This window comes from Asticcacaulis sp. (genome assembly GCF_035497195.1).
Classification (GTDB): domain Bacteria; phylum Pseudomonadota; class Alphaproteobacteria; order Caulobacterales; family Caulobacteraceae; genus Asticcacaulis.
The window spans coordinates 181,506-197,094 of record NZ_DATJDZ010000023.1 but is presented as its reverse complement, the minus strand read 5'-3'; the positions used below and the strand labels follow the sequence as shown (position 1 = coordinate 197,094).

The following is a 15,589-nucleotide window of genomic DNA, read 5'->3' as shown; positions in this document are numbered from 1 at the left end:
ATGAGTGATAATCCTGACGATCCCACCAAAGAAGAACCGCGCCGCAAGATGGTGAAGGCGCCGACGGGCGGCAATCTGTCCGGCCGCCACAAGGGCCATACGGCGGTCAAGACGGCGCGGTTCCGCACGCAGTCTTCCGCCAAATGGCTGGAGCGGCAACTGAACGACCCCTATGTCCAGAAGGCCAAGGCCGAAGGTTGGCGGTCGCGCGCCGCCTTCAAGCTGATCGAGATCGACGAGCGTTTCAAGCTGCTGCACAAGGGCGTCAAGGTCATCGACCTGGGCTGCGCACCGGGCGGTTGGGTACAGGTGGCGATCAAGCAGGGCGCGTCTCACGTTGTTGGTGTCGATCTGCTGCCGGTCGATCCGGTGCCGGGCGCCGACCTGCTGGAGGCCGATTTCACCGATCCGGCCATTGGCCCGCAACTGATGGAACTGATGGGCGGCAAGCCTGATGTGATCCTCTCCGATCTGGCGCACAATACGGTCGGTCACAAACAGACGGACCACCTGAAAATCATGAGCCTGCTGGAACTGGCCGGCGATTTCGCGCTCGGTAACCTGAAGACCGGCGGCACTTTCGTGGCCAAGGCCTTCCAGGGCGGCGAAACCGAACACCTGCTGCTCAGGCTCAAACTGGCTTTCGAGACGGTCAAGCATTTCAAGCCGAAATCCAGCCGCGCCGGTTCCAGTGAAATCTACATTGTGGCGATGGGCTTCAAGGGCTAGCCGAGGGCATTATTCTTCCCTATATAAGGTTTGCTCCGGACGAGACGCGCCGTACCCGGTCAAGACAAGACGACGCTTTTATTTGTCTCTAGTACAAAGGAGCGTCTCCATGCCGTCATTTATCACCTTGCCCTGGCTTTACCTGATCGTCGCCGGGCTGCTCGAAGTCTGCTGGGCCATCGGCCTGAAATACAGCGCCGGTTTCACCAGGCTTGTGCCCTCCATATTCACCCTGATTACGCTGGCGCTGAGCATGGTGCTGCTGTCGAAAGCGGCGCAAACCCTGCCTATTGGCACGGCCTATGCGGTCTGGGTCGGCATCGGTGCGCTGGGGGCGGCCATTCTCGGGATTTTCCTTTTCCATGAAGCCGTAACGCCGCTGCGTGTGCTGTTTCTGGTCATGCTGCTCAGTTCGATTATCGGCCTGAAAGCGACCGCCGGCTGACGCTTGTGATAACCGGTCATCGATTGAAACAATTATTTCCGCGAAAACCCCTTTACGTTCCGGCCGGTTTCCCATAGGTACAAACCGCAAAATGGAGAGTTCCTTATGGAAATACGCGAAGGCTTAACCTTCGACGACGTTTTGCTGGAGCCAGGTCCCTCGGACGTGGCGCCCACTCAGGTCGATACGAAAACCCAATTCACCCGCACACTCAGCCTGAACATCCCGTTGATCTCCTCGGCGATGGATACGGTCACCGAGGCGCGTCTGGCGGTCGCCATGGCGCAGGCCGGCGGCATGGGCATTGTCCATCGCAACCTGACCAACGACGAGCAGGCTGACGAGATCCGCGCCGTCAAGCGCTTTGAATCGGGCATGGTGATCAATCCGATCGTCATCCACCCCGATACGAAGCTGGCGGAGGTGCGCGATATCATCGCCCGCAAGCACATTTCCGGCTTCCCGGTGGTCGAGCGCGAAACCAATAAACTGGTCGGCATCCTGACCAACCGCGATATCCGCTTTGAAGGCGAAGGGTCAAAGACCGCCGCCGAGGTCATGACGACGGAAAACCTGATCACGGTCCGCGAAGGCATCGACCAGGACAAGGCCCGCGGCCTGATGGCCAGGCATCGCATCGAACGCATCATCGTCGTTGATGAAGCCTATCGCGCGGTCGGCCTGATCACCGTCAAGGACATGGAAAAGAGCCAGGCCTATCCGCTGGCCGCCAAGGATGCCGCCGGGCGTCTGCTGGTCGGTGGCGCATCCACCGTCGGCGACGCCGGTTTCGAGCGCTCGATGGCGCTGGTCGAGGCCGGCGCCGATGTCGTGGTCATTGATACGGCTCACGGTCACAGCATCCTGGTGTCGCAAGCCGTTGAGCGCCTGCGCAAGGAAACCAACAAGGTTCAGATCATCGCCGGCAATGTCGCCACCTACGACGCCACCCGTTCCCTGATCGACGCCGGCGCTGACGCCGTAAAGGTCGGTATCGGTCCCGGCTCCATCTGCACCACGCGCATCGTCGCCGGTGTTGGCGTGCCGCAACTGACCGCCATTATCGACAGCGTTCGCGCCGCGGCCGGCACAGGCGTGCCGATCATCGCCGACGGCGGCATCAAATTCTCCGGCGACCTGGCCAAGGCCATCGCGGCCGGTGCCTCAACGGCCATGCTGGGGTCGATGTTCGCCGGCACCGAAGAAGCGCCGGGCGAGGTCATTCTCTATCAGGGCCGTTCCTACAAATCCTATCGCGGCATGGGTTCGGTGGGCGCTATGGCGTCGGGTTCGGCGGACCGTTATTTCCAGAAGGAAGTGCGTGACACCATGAAACTGGTGCCGGAAGGCATCGAAGGCCAGGTGCCGTTCAAGGGGCCGATCTCACCGGTCGTCCATCAGCTTGTCGGCGGGCTTCGCGCCTCTATGGGCTATGTCGGGGCGCACACGATCGAAGAGTTCCAGAAGCGCGCCCGTTTCGTGCGCATCACCGGCGCGGGTCTTCGCGAAAGCCATGTCCATGATGTGATGATCACGCGGGAATCGCCGAATTATCGCCAATAGCACCGGAACCAGTGCCTGAAGGGAGAAGCGTATGACTTATGAACTTTGGATACTGGTCTGGGCGGTCGTTCTGGGGATTGTCCAGGTGGCCGCGCCGCCGGTCGCGGCCATGTCGCGCAAGGGCTACGCCAAATGGAACGCCGGTCCGCGTGATGGTGATTTCGACATGGGACCGTTGGCCGGGCGCCTGAACCGCGCCTTCGCCAATTTCAAGGAAACCTTTGTTTTCTTTGCGGTCATTGTAGTCGCGCTCGCCTTCGCCGGCAAGTCTTCCGAGTTGTCTCGCTGGGGCGCCGATATCTACCTGGCGGCCCGTATCTTCTATATTCCGCTCTATGCGTTCGGCGTTTTTGGCGTCCGTTCGCTGGCGTGGATCGTGTCTCTTATCGGCATTCTGATGTGCCTCCTCGCTCTGTTTATTTAAGGATCTGATTTGACTCCCGCTGCCCGCCTACAAGCCGCCGCCGATATCCTTGATCAGCTTTCGGGGACCCGTGCGACGGCCGAGGCCGTTCTGAAACAGTGGGGGCAGGCCAATCGTTACGCCGGCTCAAAAGATCGCCGCGCCATCGCCGACCGCGTCTACCGCTGCCTGCGCGGCAAACAGCGCCTGCTGTGGGCTATGGCGCTTAATGAGAAATCGACAGGGCAGGGACGGGCGCTGGTGCTGTCTTCGCTGTCGCTGATCGACGGCCTGCCAATTGAAGAGATCGAAACCTTTTTCAGCGGTGGCGGTTATGCGCCCACGCCCCTGACCGATCACGAGCGCGAGCGCCTTTCGGCGGGGGAAGGCGACGCGCCGGCCTGGGTCACCACCGGCCTGCCGGAATTTGTCGTGTCGCGCTTTGAACAGCAGTTCGGCACGGATTGGGCTGCCGAGGCCACCGCTTTGATGCTGCCACGCGCCCCCATCGACCTGCGCGTCAATGGCACGAAAACAACGCGCGAAACGATGATCGCCGCGCTTGAGGCCGAAGGCCTGTCGCCCGAACCGACGCCCTACTCGAAATACGGTATCCGCCTGAGCGCCGAGCCACCACCCAATCTCGCCAAGCTCGATATCTATCAAAACGGCCAGATCGAGATTCAGGATGAAGGTTCGCAACTGACAGCCTTCATCGCCGGTGCCGGTTTGTTACCGGGTGCGGCCAAGGTGGTCGATTTCTGCGCCGGCGGTGGCGGCAAGACCCTCGCTCTGGCGCAGATGATGGACGGCAATGGCGAGATATATGCCTGCGATGTGGTGGAAAAACGCCTGAAGGCCATCGAGCCGCGCCTGACCCGCGCTGGCGCCAACGCCCATTTCATGCACTTTTTCGACCCGGACGATACCGCACAACTCGAATTGCTGAAAGGCGCCGATCTGGTTCTGGTCGATGCGCCGTGCTCCGGTTCCGGCACCTGGCGTCGCCATCCGGAAGAGGCGCACCGGCTGAACGAAGCCAAGGTGGCTGACCTTCACGTCCTGCAAACCCAGATCCTCGATCGTGCCGCGCAATGCGTCAAGATCGGCGGGCGTCTCGTCTATGTCACCTGTTCGGTGCTCGACGATGAAAACGCCCGGACCGCCGACGCCTTCGAGGCGGCGCACCCCAATTACGACGCCTTGCCGATCCATACGCTGCTGGAGCACAGCGGTCTGTTTATCGATCACGCATCGCGCCTGACCAAACTGGCCAAAACCGGCCACCGCCTATCCCTCACACCTCATTCGACACAGACCGACGGCTTCTTTATCGCCGCCTATACACGGACCCAATAATCATGGCTTCGCCGCACCACGAGACCCTTCTTATTATCGATTTCGGATCGCAAGTTACGCAACTGATCGCCCGTCGCGTCCGCGAATGCGGCGTCTATTGCGAAATCCACCCTTTCACCAAGGCCGCCGACAAGATCGATTCCTTGCGCCCCAAGGCGGTGATCCTGTCGGGTTCGCCGCACAGCGTTATCGATGAAGGCCCTCGGATCGACGCCAGACTGTTCGATATGGGCGTGCCGGTTTTCGGCATCTGCTACGGAGAGCAACTGATGTGCGAACTGCTGGGCGGCAAGGTCGAAGCCGGCCACGACCGTGAGTTTGGCCGCGCCGAAATCACCGTCAAGGGCCAGTCGCCGATCTTCAAGGGGCTTGATCCAGTCGAAACCGTCTGGATGAGCCACGGCGACCGCGTCACCGCCATCCCCGAAGGCTTCGAGGTCATCGCCACTTCGGAAGGCGCGCCCTATGCCGCCATCGCCGATGAAAAGCGCAAATTCTACGCCGTGCAGTTCCACCCCGAAGTGGTCCACACCAAACGCGGCACCGATATGATCCGCAACTTCCTGTTCGAAATCGCTGGCTTCTCGGGCGACTGGTCGATGTCGGCCTTCCGTGAAGAAATGGTCGCCAAGATCCGCGCCCAGGTCGGCACCGGCAAGGTGATCTGCGGTTTGTCCGGCGGGGTCGATTCCTCGGTCGCCGCCATCCTGATCCACGAAGCGATCGGCGAGCAATTGACCTGCGTTTTCGTCGATACCGGCCTTCTGCGCAAGAATGAGGGCGAACAGGTCGTCTCGCTGTTCCGCAACCACTACAATATCCCGTTGATCCATGTGCAGGCGCAGGACAAGTTCCTCGGCGCCCTGGCCGGCGAATCCGATCCCGAAAAGAAGCGCAAGACCATCGGCAAGCTGTTTATCGAGGTCTTCGACGAAGAAGCCGGCAAGATAGACGGCGCCGAATTCCTCGCTCAGGGCACGCTTTACCCTGACGTAGTCGAGAGCATTTCGCCGCATGGCGGGCCTTCGACCGTCATCAAGTCGCACCACAATGTCGGCGGCCTGCCCGACTATATGAAGCTGAAACTAGTCGAACCCTTGCGCGAACTCTTCAAGGATGAAGTGCGCGCGCTTGGCCGTGAACTGGGGCTCGATGCCGCCTTTGTCGGTCGCCATCCGTTCCCCGGACCGGGCCTGGCCATCCGCATTCCGGGCGAAGTGACGCCGGAGAAGGTCAAGACGCTTCAGGACGCCGACGCCATCTACCTCGACGAAATCCGCAAAGCCGGGCTTTATAACGACATCTGGCAGGCCTTCGCCGTGCTGCTGCCGGTCAAGACGGTTGGCGTCATGGGCGACGCCCGCACCTATGAGGACGTGCTGGCCCTGCGCGCGGTCACCTCATCCGACGGCATGACGGCCGATTTCTATGAATTCCCGTGGGCGGTGCTCGGCCGCTGCGCCACGCGCATCGTCAACGAGGTCCGCGGCGTCAACCGGGTCGTTTACGATGTCACCTCGAAGCCCCCCGGCACCATCGAGTGGGAGTGAGGCGGCGTAAGACTGGCTATGCGACGAAGCGGACGACGCCGCCGTCGACGCGGAGCGCCGCCCCGCTGGTCGCGGAAGCCTGCGCCGAGCAGACATAGATGATCATGTTCGCCACCTCGTCGGTGGTAGCGAAGCGCTGGAGCAGGGTGGTCGGGCGCATCGTCTTCAGGAAGCCTTGCTCAGCTTCCGCCTGCGTGATTCCGTTCGCTTCAGCCTGCTTCTCCATGAAGTCGCCGAGGATCTCCGACCGGGTGGGGCCGGGCAGAACGGCGTTGACGGTGACGCCCGTGCCCGCGACGGCCTCGGCAAAACCACGCGAGACTGCGAGTTGCGCCGTCTTGGTCATGCCGTAGTCGAGCATCTCCTTGGGAATGTTGACCGCGGACTCGCTGCTCACGAACACGACGCGGCCCCAACCCTTCGCCACCATGCGCGGTAAGTAGTGGCGCGTCAGGCGCACGCCGCTCATCACATTCAGTTGGAACAAGCCAAGCCAGTCCTCGTCGGGGATATTAGCGATATCCTCGACGCTTTTGTAGTCGCGGATGAAAGCCGTTCCGACATTGTTGACGAGGATATCGGCATCCGGCGCCTGCGCGATAAACGCGTTGGCGCCCTCGGCGGTCGAGAGGTCGGCGACGATGCCTGAGATATCGCTTTGCGGGAAGGACTGGCGCATCTGCCGCACCGCTTCGTCAATCCGCTCTCGCTTGCGGCCATTGATGACGACCGAAGCGCCGGCGCGGGCCAGCCCCTCCGCGGTCGCCCGGCCAATGCCGGCGGTGGATCCTGTAACGATCGCCTTGCGGCCCTTCAGTTTGATCTTCATGCCATTGATCTCCAATGATTACGTGTAATGATTTCAGGTGATCGTGCGTCGATCACGGCGCCTTCCTGAACAAATCCTGGAAGATGAGCTGGCCCCAGGTGCGGCCGCGCGCGTTGACCAGCGCGCCACCCTCGTTGAGCTTTCCCAGCTTGACAGGTGCGAACCCGAGTTGTTTGGCCAAATCCGCCACGGGCGCGATCGCGTCCTCGTCGTCGCTCGACAGAAAGACGACCCGGTGGCCGCCCTCGACGACCGGATCGGCAGCCAGGGTGGCCGCAATCTGGTGATTGAAACCTTTCACGAGCCTGGCGCCGGTGAAGGCCTTGGCGACGAAGGCGGAGGACGGGAGGTTGTCCAGTTCCTCAGGGGGAACGCCAAACGCGTTCATCGCGTCGATGACCGTCTTGCCTTCCCAGCTCGTCAGGGCCTTCGCAACCTCGCGGTGCTCCCCGAATGGGACCGCAAGGATGATTGTGTCGGCCTCGACGGCATCCCGCAGCGACTTGGCGACGACCGTGGGGCCAATCGCCCGGGCCTGCGCCGCCAACGCCTCAGGCGGCCTGCGGCTGGCGACGGTGACCTCGATGTTTTTACGGGCGAAGGCGTGGGCGAGGGCCTGGCCTACCGAACCGAATCCTATAATTGCGTAGCTCATAATATGTCTCCTATCCGTGTTGATATTGAGTTTTCGATCTTTTCAGATGGCCGAGAAGCCGCCATCGACAGACAACTCCAGCCCATTCACGAAGCTCGAATCGTCTGAAGCAAGAAAGACCGCAGCCCCGGCAATTTCCTCAGGACGCCCCATCGTTCCCCGTGGGATCAGGGATTCGAACATCTGCTTCGCCTCTGCGCTGAGAACCTGGTCCTGCATCGGTGTGGCGATCGGCCCGGGGTGCAGCACGTTCACCCGGATATTCCGGCCCTTGAGTTCGTTGAGCCATCCGCGTGCGAATGCGTACAGCGCCGCCTTGCTCGCCGCATACACGCTGTAACCAGGAAAGCCTTTGAGCGAAGCGACTGAGCCGGTCATGAAGATCGATCCGCCATCGTTGAACAGCGGCAACGCCTTTTGAACGGTAAACAGCGTGCCGCGCGTATTCAGGCCGAAGGTCGCATCAAAATGCTGTTCGGTAATTTCACCTAGTGGGACAGGTTCGCCCGTGCCTGCGCTCGCAAACAGAACGTCGATCTTGCCTTTTTCGCGCTTGACCGTATCGAACAAACGGTCGAGGTCGTCGAGATTGGCCGCGTCGCCGCGCACGGCGGTCACGTTCCGACCGATCAGTGCGACGGCTTCATCGAGCACTTCCTGCCGGCGGCCCGTGATGAAAACATAGGCGCCTTCTTCAACGAACCGCTTGGCGCTGGCCAGCGCCATGCCACTCGATCCACCCGTGATGACGGCGACCTTACCCTCAAGCTTACCCATGACTTTTCCTTTTGTGATGTCGGGGCAGGATTTGCCTCCGAGGACCACGAAATGGGTGGGTCGGCGTCAGTTGTTGAGTGCGGAATCACGCACATCAGTGGTGCGAAATCGATCCACCTGAATCGTTTGCATCGTGCGCGACGATCGGCGGCCACCGTTCGGAGTTTGGCCATGCTCCGTCGAAGTGCTATGATAACCGCGCGCATTGTTAATCGATGTGTTAGATGCGGGTTTTTGGAAGGGCACCTTGCGGTGCAGGATCGCACCATGATCGACTGGGATGACATTCGCCATTTTCTGGCCGTCGCGCGCGGCGGCTCAGTGCGGGCTGCCGCCGAACGCCTCGGGGTGAATCACTCGACCGTGCTGCGACGCATCGCTCAGTTCGAGGAACGCCTGGGGGCGCACATATTTGAGAAGTTGCCGTCGGGTTACCGCCTGACGGCTGCGGGGGAGGAGGTTCTCGAATTCGCGGAGGAGATGGAGGCGTCGTCGAACCGCCTTGAGACGCGAATCTTCGGACGCGATCAGGCCGTACGCGGACCCTTGCGGGTGACGTTGGCGCCGACACTTGCGACACACCTGCTCATGCCGGACCTCGCCGATTTCGCGCGTCTGCATCCGGATATCGAGATGGAAATCGTGTCGTCCGGCGAACTGGCGAATCTGACCAACCGGGAGGCCGACGTGGCGATCCGCGTTGTCTACGACCGCAAAACCCTGCCGCTCAATCTTCACGGCCTGAAGGGGCCGGAGGTGTTCGGCGGCGTCTACATGGCCCGCGCTCGTCTGGCCGCATGGCGCGCGGGCGCGCCTGACCCTATCCGGTGGATCGTCATAAGTGCTCACGGCATCCCGGATTGGGCCAGCGAAGGTGAGGTTGGCACGACGGGGGGGCCATTCAGGACCACGGACGCCGGGGCGCAGATCGTGGCTGTACGGCAAGGACTCGGGCTCACGACACTGCCATGCTTCGTCGGAGATGCCGACCCGCTGCTGGTGGGGGTGCCGGGCACCGACCTGCACATGTACGGAACGCTCTGGCTCCTCACGCAAGGGGAGACACGCAAGACGAAGCGCGTGCGGCTTTTCACTGAGTTCGTATCCCGCAGGCTCGTCGCGTACGCGCCGCTTCTCGCGGGGCTGTCCATATCGCGCGACTGACGCCCGGCGGCCTATTTCGGCAGCAGTTTCACTTCGTAGAGGTTCGGCCACAGCTTGCCGGTGACGAACAGGCGTTTCGCCTTGGCGTCATAGGCGATGCCATTGGCGACCGCATCAACATCCAGGGTGGTGTCCTGAGTCTCCGGCAGGGCATTCAATTGTATAATGCCAGTGACCTTGCCGGTCTGCGGATCGATGCGGACGATGTCGCGGGTGCGCCAGACATTGGCGTAGATCTCGCCATCGACCCATTCCAGTTCATTGATCTGGTCGATGGCGCGACCGTTGAGCGTGACCGGCAGGGTGCGGACTGTCTTGAGAGATACCGGATCGAGGAAGCGGATGGTCGAGGTGCCGTCGCTCATGATCAGGTTTTTGTCATTGCCCGTCAGGCCCCAGCCTTCGCCGGTGTAAAAGAAATTGTGGCTGACCTTGAAATCCTTGCTGGACCAGACGAATCCGGCACCGCCGGTCCAGGTCAGGCTGATGATCCTGTCGCCCCAGGGGGCAATGCCTTCGCCGAAATATTTGTTGTCGAGGGTCGCCTGGCGGATGACCTTGCCGGTATCCAGCGCCACCTGACGAATGAACGACTGGCCATTGCGCCCCGTGCTTTCGTAAAGGGAGCCGTTGCGGTAATACAGGCCCTCCGTGAAGGCGCCGGTATCGTGCGGATAGGTCTTGACCACTTCAACCGTATAGACCGGCACAGCCGCCCGAACAGAACCTGATACCAGCCCGAAGGCCAGGATGATCAGAGCGAGCGGGCGGACTGAGTGCATGAAAGACCCTTAGAGAGCGTTGGCCGCAGACAATACCGCCTTTATGCTGGCGGTGGCAACATCGTGATCGATGCCGACGCCGAAAATCGTCCGATCGCCCGACTTACATTCAACATAGGCGACCGCCTGGCTTTCCGTGCCCTTATGCAGGGCGTGTTCGGCGTAATCGATGACTTCCAGTCCCAGGTCATAATGGGCGTTTAGCCCACGGACTGCCGAGGAAATCAGGCCATTGCCGTGTCCCACCACGGACGTTTCGACGCCATCTTTTATAATTCGTCCGGTGAAGGTGCGCTTGGCGTCAGACCGCACCGGGCCGGCGTGTTCGTACTCGATCAGTTCATAGCCCTGCGGACCCGTCAGGTAATAGGCGCGCTGGAAGGCCTCCCAGATATCGCCGCCGCTCAGTTCCTTCGCCGAGGCGTCGGTGATGTCCTGCACCTTGCGCGAGAAATCGACCTGGAACTTGCGGGGCAGTTTCAGGCCCTGGTTCTGCTCCAGTATCCACGCGATCCCGCCCTTGCCGGATTGCGAGTTGACGCGGATAACCGCCTCGTAGGATTCCCCCAGATCAGCCGGATCGATCGGCAGGTAGGGCATGTCCCAGAAGCTGTCATTGCGCTTCTCATGCGCCGCGAAGCCCTTCTTGATGGCGTCCTGATGCGAGCCGGAGAAGGCGGTGAAGACCAGTTCGCCGGCGTAAGGATGGCGCGGATGCACGGGGATATTGTTGCAATGCTCGACCGTCTTGACGACCTCGCGCATGTTGGAGAAGTCCAACTCCGGCGAAACGCCCTGCGTATAGAGATTGAGCGCCAGGGTGATGAGATCGACATTGCCGGTACGCTCGCCATTACCGAACAGGCAGCCTTCGATGCGGTCGGCGCCGGCCAGCAAAGCCAGTTCGGCGGCGGCGGTGCCGGTGCCGCGGTCATTGTGCGGATGCAGCGAAATCACCACGCTGTCGCGCTTCGTGACGTGGCGGCAGAACCATTCGATCTGGTCGGCATAGGTGTGCGGTCCGGCGACCTCGACCGTGGCCGGCAGGTTGAGGATCAGCGGGCGTTCAGGCGTCGGCTGGACGACCTCGATCACCGCGTTGCAAACTTCCAGCGCGAATTCTGGTTCGGTGGCGGTAAAGGTCTCCGGGCTGTATTCAAAACCCCATTGCGTGGCCGGTTGGGCGGCGGCTTCGGATACCAGCAAGCCCATGCCCTTGCGCGCCAGGGCCAGCACGTCCGGCTTGTCCATGTCAAATACAACGCGGCGGAAGAGGGGGCTGGTGGCGTTATACAAGTGAACGATCGCCTTTTTGGCGCCGCGCAGGGCTTCAAACGAGCGCTTGATCAGGTCTTCGCGCGATTGCGTCAGCACCTGGATCGTCACGTCATCGGGGATCAGGTTTTCCTCGATCAGCTTGCGCACGAAATCGAACTCGGTCTGCGACGCCGAAGGGAACCCGACCTCGATCTCCTTCAGGCCGGTCTTCACCAGTAGGTTGAAGAACATCAGTTTTTTATCGACATCCATCGGATCGGCCAGCGCCTGGTTGCCATCGCGCAGGTCGGTGGAAAGCCAGCGCGGCGCCTTTGTGGTCACCTTGTCGGGCCAGGTACGGTCGCGCATATCGACGCCCAGCGAAAACGGGCGGTACTTGGTTTCGGGATTGGACAGCATCATGGGTGAAAAACCCTTATTTTTCAGATTAGCGTTATGGGTGTCGCGCGGTGGCTCGGCTCACAGGCGGGCGCAGGCCTGCAAGCTGGTGCGAATTCGCGCGATGTGTAGCAGAGGAAGGAGCATGATCGAAACCCGAAACGGGGAGAAAGCCAAAAAAAGACGCCTGAAAACACCTGACCGCACTTAAGCGATCAGGGTGCCAATAAGGAGCGCAGGAATGGCTTTGGACATGATCATAGGGGGCTTAATGTCATGATGCGCCATTCAAGTCAATGCGCTGAAAGCCAGGAAAGGACTACGCTGTCTTCTCCCGCGCCTGTGACGCGTCCTGCGACGTCTCTTGCAACGCGCCGGTGAGTTTGCGCATCAGCCGGATAAGCGTCTCGACCTCAGCCGGTTCCCAGTTTTCAAGAATCTGGCGCCCGATCTGTTCGCGCGCCGCATCAACGGCGTCGGTCATGACCTTGCCCTTCGGCGTGATCATGGCTTCGCGCACGCGCTTGTCCGCCGGCTGTGCCCGCCGTTCCACCAGTCCCTGCGCCTCCAGCTTGCCCACCTGGCGGCTGACCGTGGTGTAGTCGCGTCCGGCGCGTTCGGCGAGGTCGACAATGCCGATTGGCCCGAAACGTTCGATCCCGACCAGCAAGGGAAACAGAGCGCGATCGAGCCGTATGCCGGCCTTTCGAATAAGCACTTCGTCAACCTGCGAATGGTTCATGAAGCTGACGATATCGATCATCGAACCATGCAGGGCGCGGATTTGTTCGCTTATATGTGTATTTTGCATATTTGTATTGCCGCCGCATCTGTCTTAATGTATGTGCACAATGCACGCATTTGGAGCATTCGGAAAGGGTATTGTTATGAAAGCCGCCATTATTCGCGCACCGGGGCGGGGGCCGGCCTACGGAGATTTCGACGAACCCGCGCCTTTGCGCGGCGAGGTTCGCGTTCGGGTCAGCGCCGCCGCGATGAGCCATGTCGTCAAGGGACATGCGTCGGGTATGCACTACAGCGCCGACGGGCAGGACTTTCCGTTTATCGCGGGTATCGATGGGACAGGGCGGCTGGACAATGGCCGCCGGGTCTATTTCATCATGCCGCGCGCGCCCTTTGGCAGCATGGCGGAAAAGGCCGTGGTGCGCTCGCAGCAATGTATCGCCCTGCCGGAGAATCTGGATGACGTGACCGCCGCCGCCATCGCCAATCCCGGTATGTCGTCCTGGGCCGCCTATACCGAACGCGCCGGCCTCAAACGCGGCGAGACCGTTCTGGTCAGTGGTGCGACCGGCACATCAGGGCGGCTGGCCATCCAGATCGCCAAGTATCTCGGTGCCCGGAAGGTCATCGCCACGGGGCGAAATCCCGAAGCCCTGAGCGAACTCAAGGCGCTCGGCGCCGATGTGATCATTCCCTTGACGCAGGATGCGGCGGCGCTTGATGAGGCCTTGCAGGCGCAGTTCGCCCAGGGCGTTCATGTGGTGATCGATTATCTGTGGGGCGAGAATGCCGAACGTCTGTTGATCGCCGCCGCCAAAGCCAATAACAGGATGTCGCCGATCCGCTACGTTCACGTCGGTGGCGTAAGCGGCCCGGTTGTGAGCCTGCCTGGAGAAGTATTGCGCGCCATCCCCATTACGCTAATGGGCAGCGGTCTGGGCAGTGTCGTGCCGGACCGGCTGATCCGGGTTCTTCGTCATCTGTTCAAGGTCACCATGAAGGCCGGTTTTCGCATAGCCACGACCTCCGTACCGCTGTCGCAGGTGGATACGGCGTGGACGCTGGATGACAGCCGCCGCCGGACGGTATTCACCATCGGTTAGTAGATGTGCACGATCCGTTCCGGGGTAACGCCACGGGCGCTGAGATCCGCCGCTATGCCTTGTGCGAAGCTGTAAGAAGCGATCAGTATGCGGTGCGGCGCGGCGATCACCTCGTCGGGGGGCAGGATCGGCAGGCTTTCGAGTGTGAAGCCCTGTTTGCGCGGATCACGATCGGTCAGCCCGACGATCCGCGCATGTTGCATCAGGTCCGTGCGCGCCAGCAACTGCGAGGTCTGAACGCCGGCGCTCCAGATATAGACCGGCTCACGAGGCGTGAGTACGTCATGCAGGCGTGTTTGCACATCGTGCCAGAGCGCGTTGTCGCGTGCCGTATAAGCGGCGCAAAAAGCCAGATTGTTATCGCGGGCGCTGCCTGTATCCGGCTGCGGTGTCGCCATCTTCCGCGCCAGCACCGTAATGACCGGGTAAAGGGGATTGTCACCGCCAATTTCTATGCTGACCGGCGCGAATCCGGTGGTATGCAACAGTCGCGTCAGGGTTATCTGCTCGAAATGATTGACGTGTTCCATGGAAAATATGCCGGGGGCGCAACGTTCCGGTTCGGCCAGGCAGGGGGTTTCCAGCAGAAAGTGCCCATCCGGCGCCAGCGCCTGGTGTATTGCCGCCAGGGCGGGGCGGGGCGTGTACATGTGCTCCAGCACGTGGCTGAGTGTGATCAGGTCGAGATCGCGCTGATCGGTCAGCGCCTCTTCGCAACTGCCAAGCGTCAATGAAATCCCGTTAATGTCACGGGCTTGCCGGATGGCTTCGGGCGAGAGGTCAGACCCGCCGACCTGCCAGCCCTCGCGCCGGAAATGAAACAGCATACCGCCGGTGGCCGCGCCGACATCGAATACCCGGCCCGGTGCAAGGCTTTGCGCGTTGATCATGGTCAACATGCGCAGGCTGGTGCCGGTCAGGGGCGGTTCATCGGCGGCAAAGGCATTATAAGGCGCGAAGTGCGCATAATGCCGCGCCATCAGTTCCGGCGGCACGGCCGGGTCCTGCAACACCAGGCCGCAGCCCGCACAGCAGCGCATGGCATAGGTGACGTGGCCCAGGCCACAGACATCAATATTGATGCCGGCCACACGAGGCCCCTGATCGCTGTCACAAATGACGCATCTGCGCTGCATTGCCCAATCCCCAATAATTCAGTTTTTCGCGTGGGCCGTTTCGATGCTCGTTTTGGATGCCGAGGCTACGATTTAGGCTAAGCCCTGTCAATTTGAATGGAGTTATCAGAGTCGTGGCGTGAGTCGTAAGAGGCTGGAGTTGCGCAGGAAGTATTTCTTGTCTTTTCGCCCGACACGCGCTAATGGCACCGGTTCATGACTCTTTTGTCCTCGCCTGATGGCCGCCATATCCTGTGCTGGCCAAGCGGAGACTATATTTTTTGAGGTGCCGGATGGCTCGCGTTACCGTCGAAGATTGCGTCGAAAAGATCGACAACCGTTTCAACCTCGTCCTGCTGGCCGCCCATCGCGCCCGCGCCATCTCGTCGGGGTCTTCGATCCTGGTCGATCGTGACAACGACAAGAACCCGGTCGTGTCTTTGCGCGAAATCGCCGATGGCGTGATCGAGCCGACCGTGCTGACCGAAAGCCTGATCGCTTCGCTGCAACGCGTCGATGAGCGTACCGAAGCCGAGGAAGAGGCCGAAACCCTTGCCCTGCTGGCTGATCCGTCGCACATGCAGATGTCGGAAAGCGAACTGATCCGCGCCCTGCAAACCGATCGTGACGGCGGCCAGGAAGAGCGCTACTAGTCTTCGCTCCCTAACTTATTATTTAAAAGGCTCAGGGTTAACCCTGAGCCTTTTTTACTTGT

16 protein-coding genes and 1 riboswitch are annotated in these 15,589 nt (G+C 61.0%); of the genes, 9 read left to right on the top strand and 7 right to left on the bottom strand.

Annotation, left to right across the window (positions count from 1 at the left end):
* The 6 genes from VL130_RS15505 to guaA all read left to right on the top strand — a co-directional run bounded on the left by VL130_RS15505 (position 1) and on the right by guaA (position 6,049).
* A complete protein-coding gene (locus VL130_RS15505; RefSeq protein WP_325364133.1) occupies positions 1-729 on the top strand; it encodes an RlmE family RNA methyltransferase in 729 nt (242 codons plus the stop codon).
* Between the two features lie 13 nt (positions 730-742).
* A riboswitch (guanidine-III (ykkC-III) riboswitch) is annotated at positions 743-808 on the top strand.
* A 48-nt stretch (positions 809-856) separates the two neighbouring features.
* Positions 857-1,174 carry a DMT family transporter gene (locus VL130_RS15500; RefSeq protein ID WP_349255490.1) on the top strand — a complete coding sequence of 106 codons (318 nt, stop codon included), beginning with the start codon at positions 857-859 and terminating at the stop codon, positions 1,172-1,174.
* Between the two features lie 105 nt (positions 1,175-1,279).
* Positions 1,280-2,737 carry an IMP dehydrogenase gene (gene guaB, locus VL130_RS15495; protein ID WP_325364129.1) on the top strand — a complete coding sequence of 486 codons (1,458 nt, stop codon included), beginning with the start codon at positions 1,280-1,282 and terminating at the stop codon, positions 2,735-2,737.
* 31 nt (positions 2,738-2,768) lie between these two features.
* A complete protein-coding gene (locus VL130_RS15490) occupies positions 2,769-3,161 on the top strand; it encodes an MAPEG family protein (RefSeq protein WP_325364127.1) in 393 nt (130 codons plus the stop codon).
* A 9-nt stretch (positions 3,162-3,170) separates the two neighbouring features.
* The gene (locus VL130_RS15485; protein WP_325364125.1) at positions 3,171-4,499 is read left to right on the top strand and encodes an RsmB/NOP family class I SAM-dependent RNA methyltransferase; all 1,329 of its coding nucleotides are present in this window, start codon (positions 3,171-3,173) and stop codon (positions 4,497-4,499) included.
* A 2-nt stretch (positions 4,500-4,501) separates the two neighbouring features.
* Positions 4,502-6,049, top strand: a complete 1,548-nt coding sequence (gene guaA, locus VL130_RS15480; protein ID WP_325364123.1) for a glutamine-hydrolyzing GMP synthase — start codon at positions 4,502-4,504, stop codon at positions 6,047-6,049.
* 16 nt (positions 6,050-6,065) lie between these two features.
* On the opposite strand, the gene VL130_RS15475 is transcribed toward guaA, so the two are convergent.
* From VL130_RS15475 to VL130_RS15465, 3 genes are read right to left on the bottom strand one after another with little or no spacing between them, the layout of a single operon-like run.
* Complete coding sequence (locus VL130_RS15475; protein ID WP_325364121.1) at positions 6,066-6,878, bottom strand: SDR family NAD(P)-dependent oxidoreductase; 813 nt, start codon at positions 6,876-6,878, stop codon at positions 6,066-6,068.
* Between the two features lie 52 nt (positions 6,879-6,930).
* The gene (locus tag VL130_RS15470) at positions 6,931-7,533 is read right to left on the bottom strand and encodes an NADPH-dependent F420 reductase (RefSeq protein WP_325364119.1); all 603 of its coding nucleotides are present in this window, start codon (positions 7,531-7,533) and stop codon (positions 6,931-6,933) included.
* A gap of 42 nt (positions 7,534-7,575) precedes the next feature.
* Positions 7,576-8,310: an SDR family NAD(P)-dependent oxidoreductase gene (locus tag VL130_RS15465; RefSeq protein ID WP_325364117.1), complete on the bottom strand. Its 735-nt coding sequence runs from the start codon at positions 8,308-8,310 to the stop codon at positions 7,576-7,578.
* Between the two features lie 267 nt (positions 8,311-8,577).
* Here VL130_RS15465 and VL130_RS15460 point away from each other — a divergent pair, with 267 nt between their 5' ends.
* Complete coding sequence (locus VL130_RS15460; protein ID WP_325364115.1) at positions 8,578-9,474, top strand: LysR family transcriptional regulator; 897 nt, start codon at positions 8,578-8,580, stop codon at positions 9,472-9,474.
* Positions 9,475-9,485: 11 nt separating this feature from the next.
* Here the strand turns inward: VL130_RS15460 and VL130_RS15455 are convergent, their stop codons facing one another.
* The 3 genes from VL130_RS15455 to VL130_RS15445 all read right to left on the bottom strand — a co-directional run bounded on the left by VL130_RS15455 (position 9,486) and on the right by VL130_RS15445 (position 12,723).
* Positions 9,486-10,256, bottom strand: coding sequence for a glutaminyl-peptide cyclotransferase (locus VL130_RS15455; protein WP_325364113.1), 771 nt, complete (start codon positions 10,254-10,256; stop codon positions 9,486-9,488).
* A gap of 9 nt (positions 10,257-10,265) precedes the next feature.
* On the bottom strand, positions 10,266-11,936 hold the full coding sequence (gene leuA / locus VL130_RS15450; RefSeq protein WP_325364111.1) for a 2-isopropylmalate synthase: 1,671 nt from the start codon (positions 11,934-11,936) through the stop codon (positions 10,266-10,268).
* 295 nt (positions 11,937-12,231) lie between these two features.
* Positions 12,232-12,723 carry a MarR family winged helix-turn-helix transcriptional regulator gene (locus tag VL130_RS15445; protein WP_325364109.1) on the bottom strand — a complete coding sequence of 164 codons (492 nt, stop codon included), beginning with the start codon at positions 12,721-12,723 and terminating at the stop codon, positions 12,232-12,234.
* Positions 12,724-12,799: 76 nt separating this feature from the next.
* Between VL130_RS15445 and VL130_RS15440 the strand changes: the two genes are divergently transcribed.
* The gene (locus VL130_RS15440) at positions 12,800-13,759 is read left to right on the top strand and encodes a zinc-binding alcohol dehydrogenase family protein (RefSeq protein ID WP_325364107.1); all 960 of its coding nucleotides are present in this window, start codon (positions 12,800-12,802) and stop codon (positions 13,757-13,759) included.
* On the opposite strand, the gene VL130_RS15435 is transcribed toward VL130_RS15440, so the two are convergent.
* Positions 13,756-14,895: a class I SAM-dependent methyltransferase gene (locus VL130_RS15435; RefSeq protein WP_325364105.1), complete on the bottom strand. Its 1,140-nt coding sequence runs from the start codon at positions 14,893-14,895 to the stop codon at positions 13,756-13,758. The genes VL130_RS15440 and VL130_RS15435 overlap by 4 nt on opposite strands.
* A 272-nt stretch (positions 14,896-15,167) precedes the next feature.
* On the opposite strand from VL130_RS15435, the gene rpoZ reads away from it, so the two are divergent.
* On the top strand, positions 15,168-15,527 hold the full coding sequence (gene rpoZ, locus VL130_RS15430; protein ID WP_325364103.1) for a DNA-directed RNA polymerase subunit omega: 360 nt from the start codon (positions 15,168-15,170) through the stop codon (positions 15,525-15,527).
* Positions 15,528-15,589: the final 62 nt, after the last annotated feature.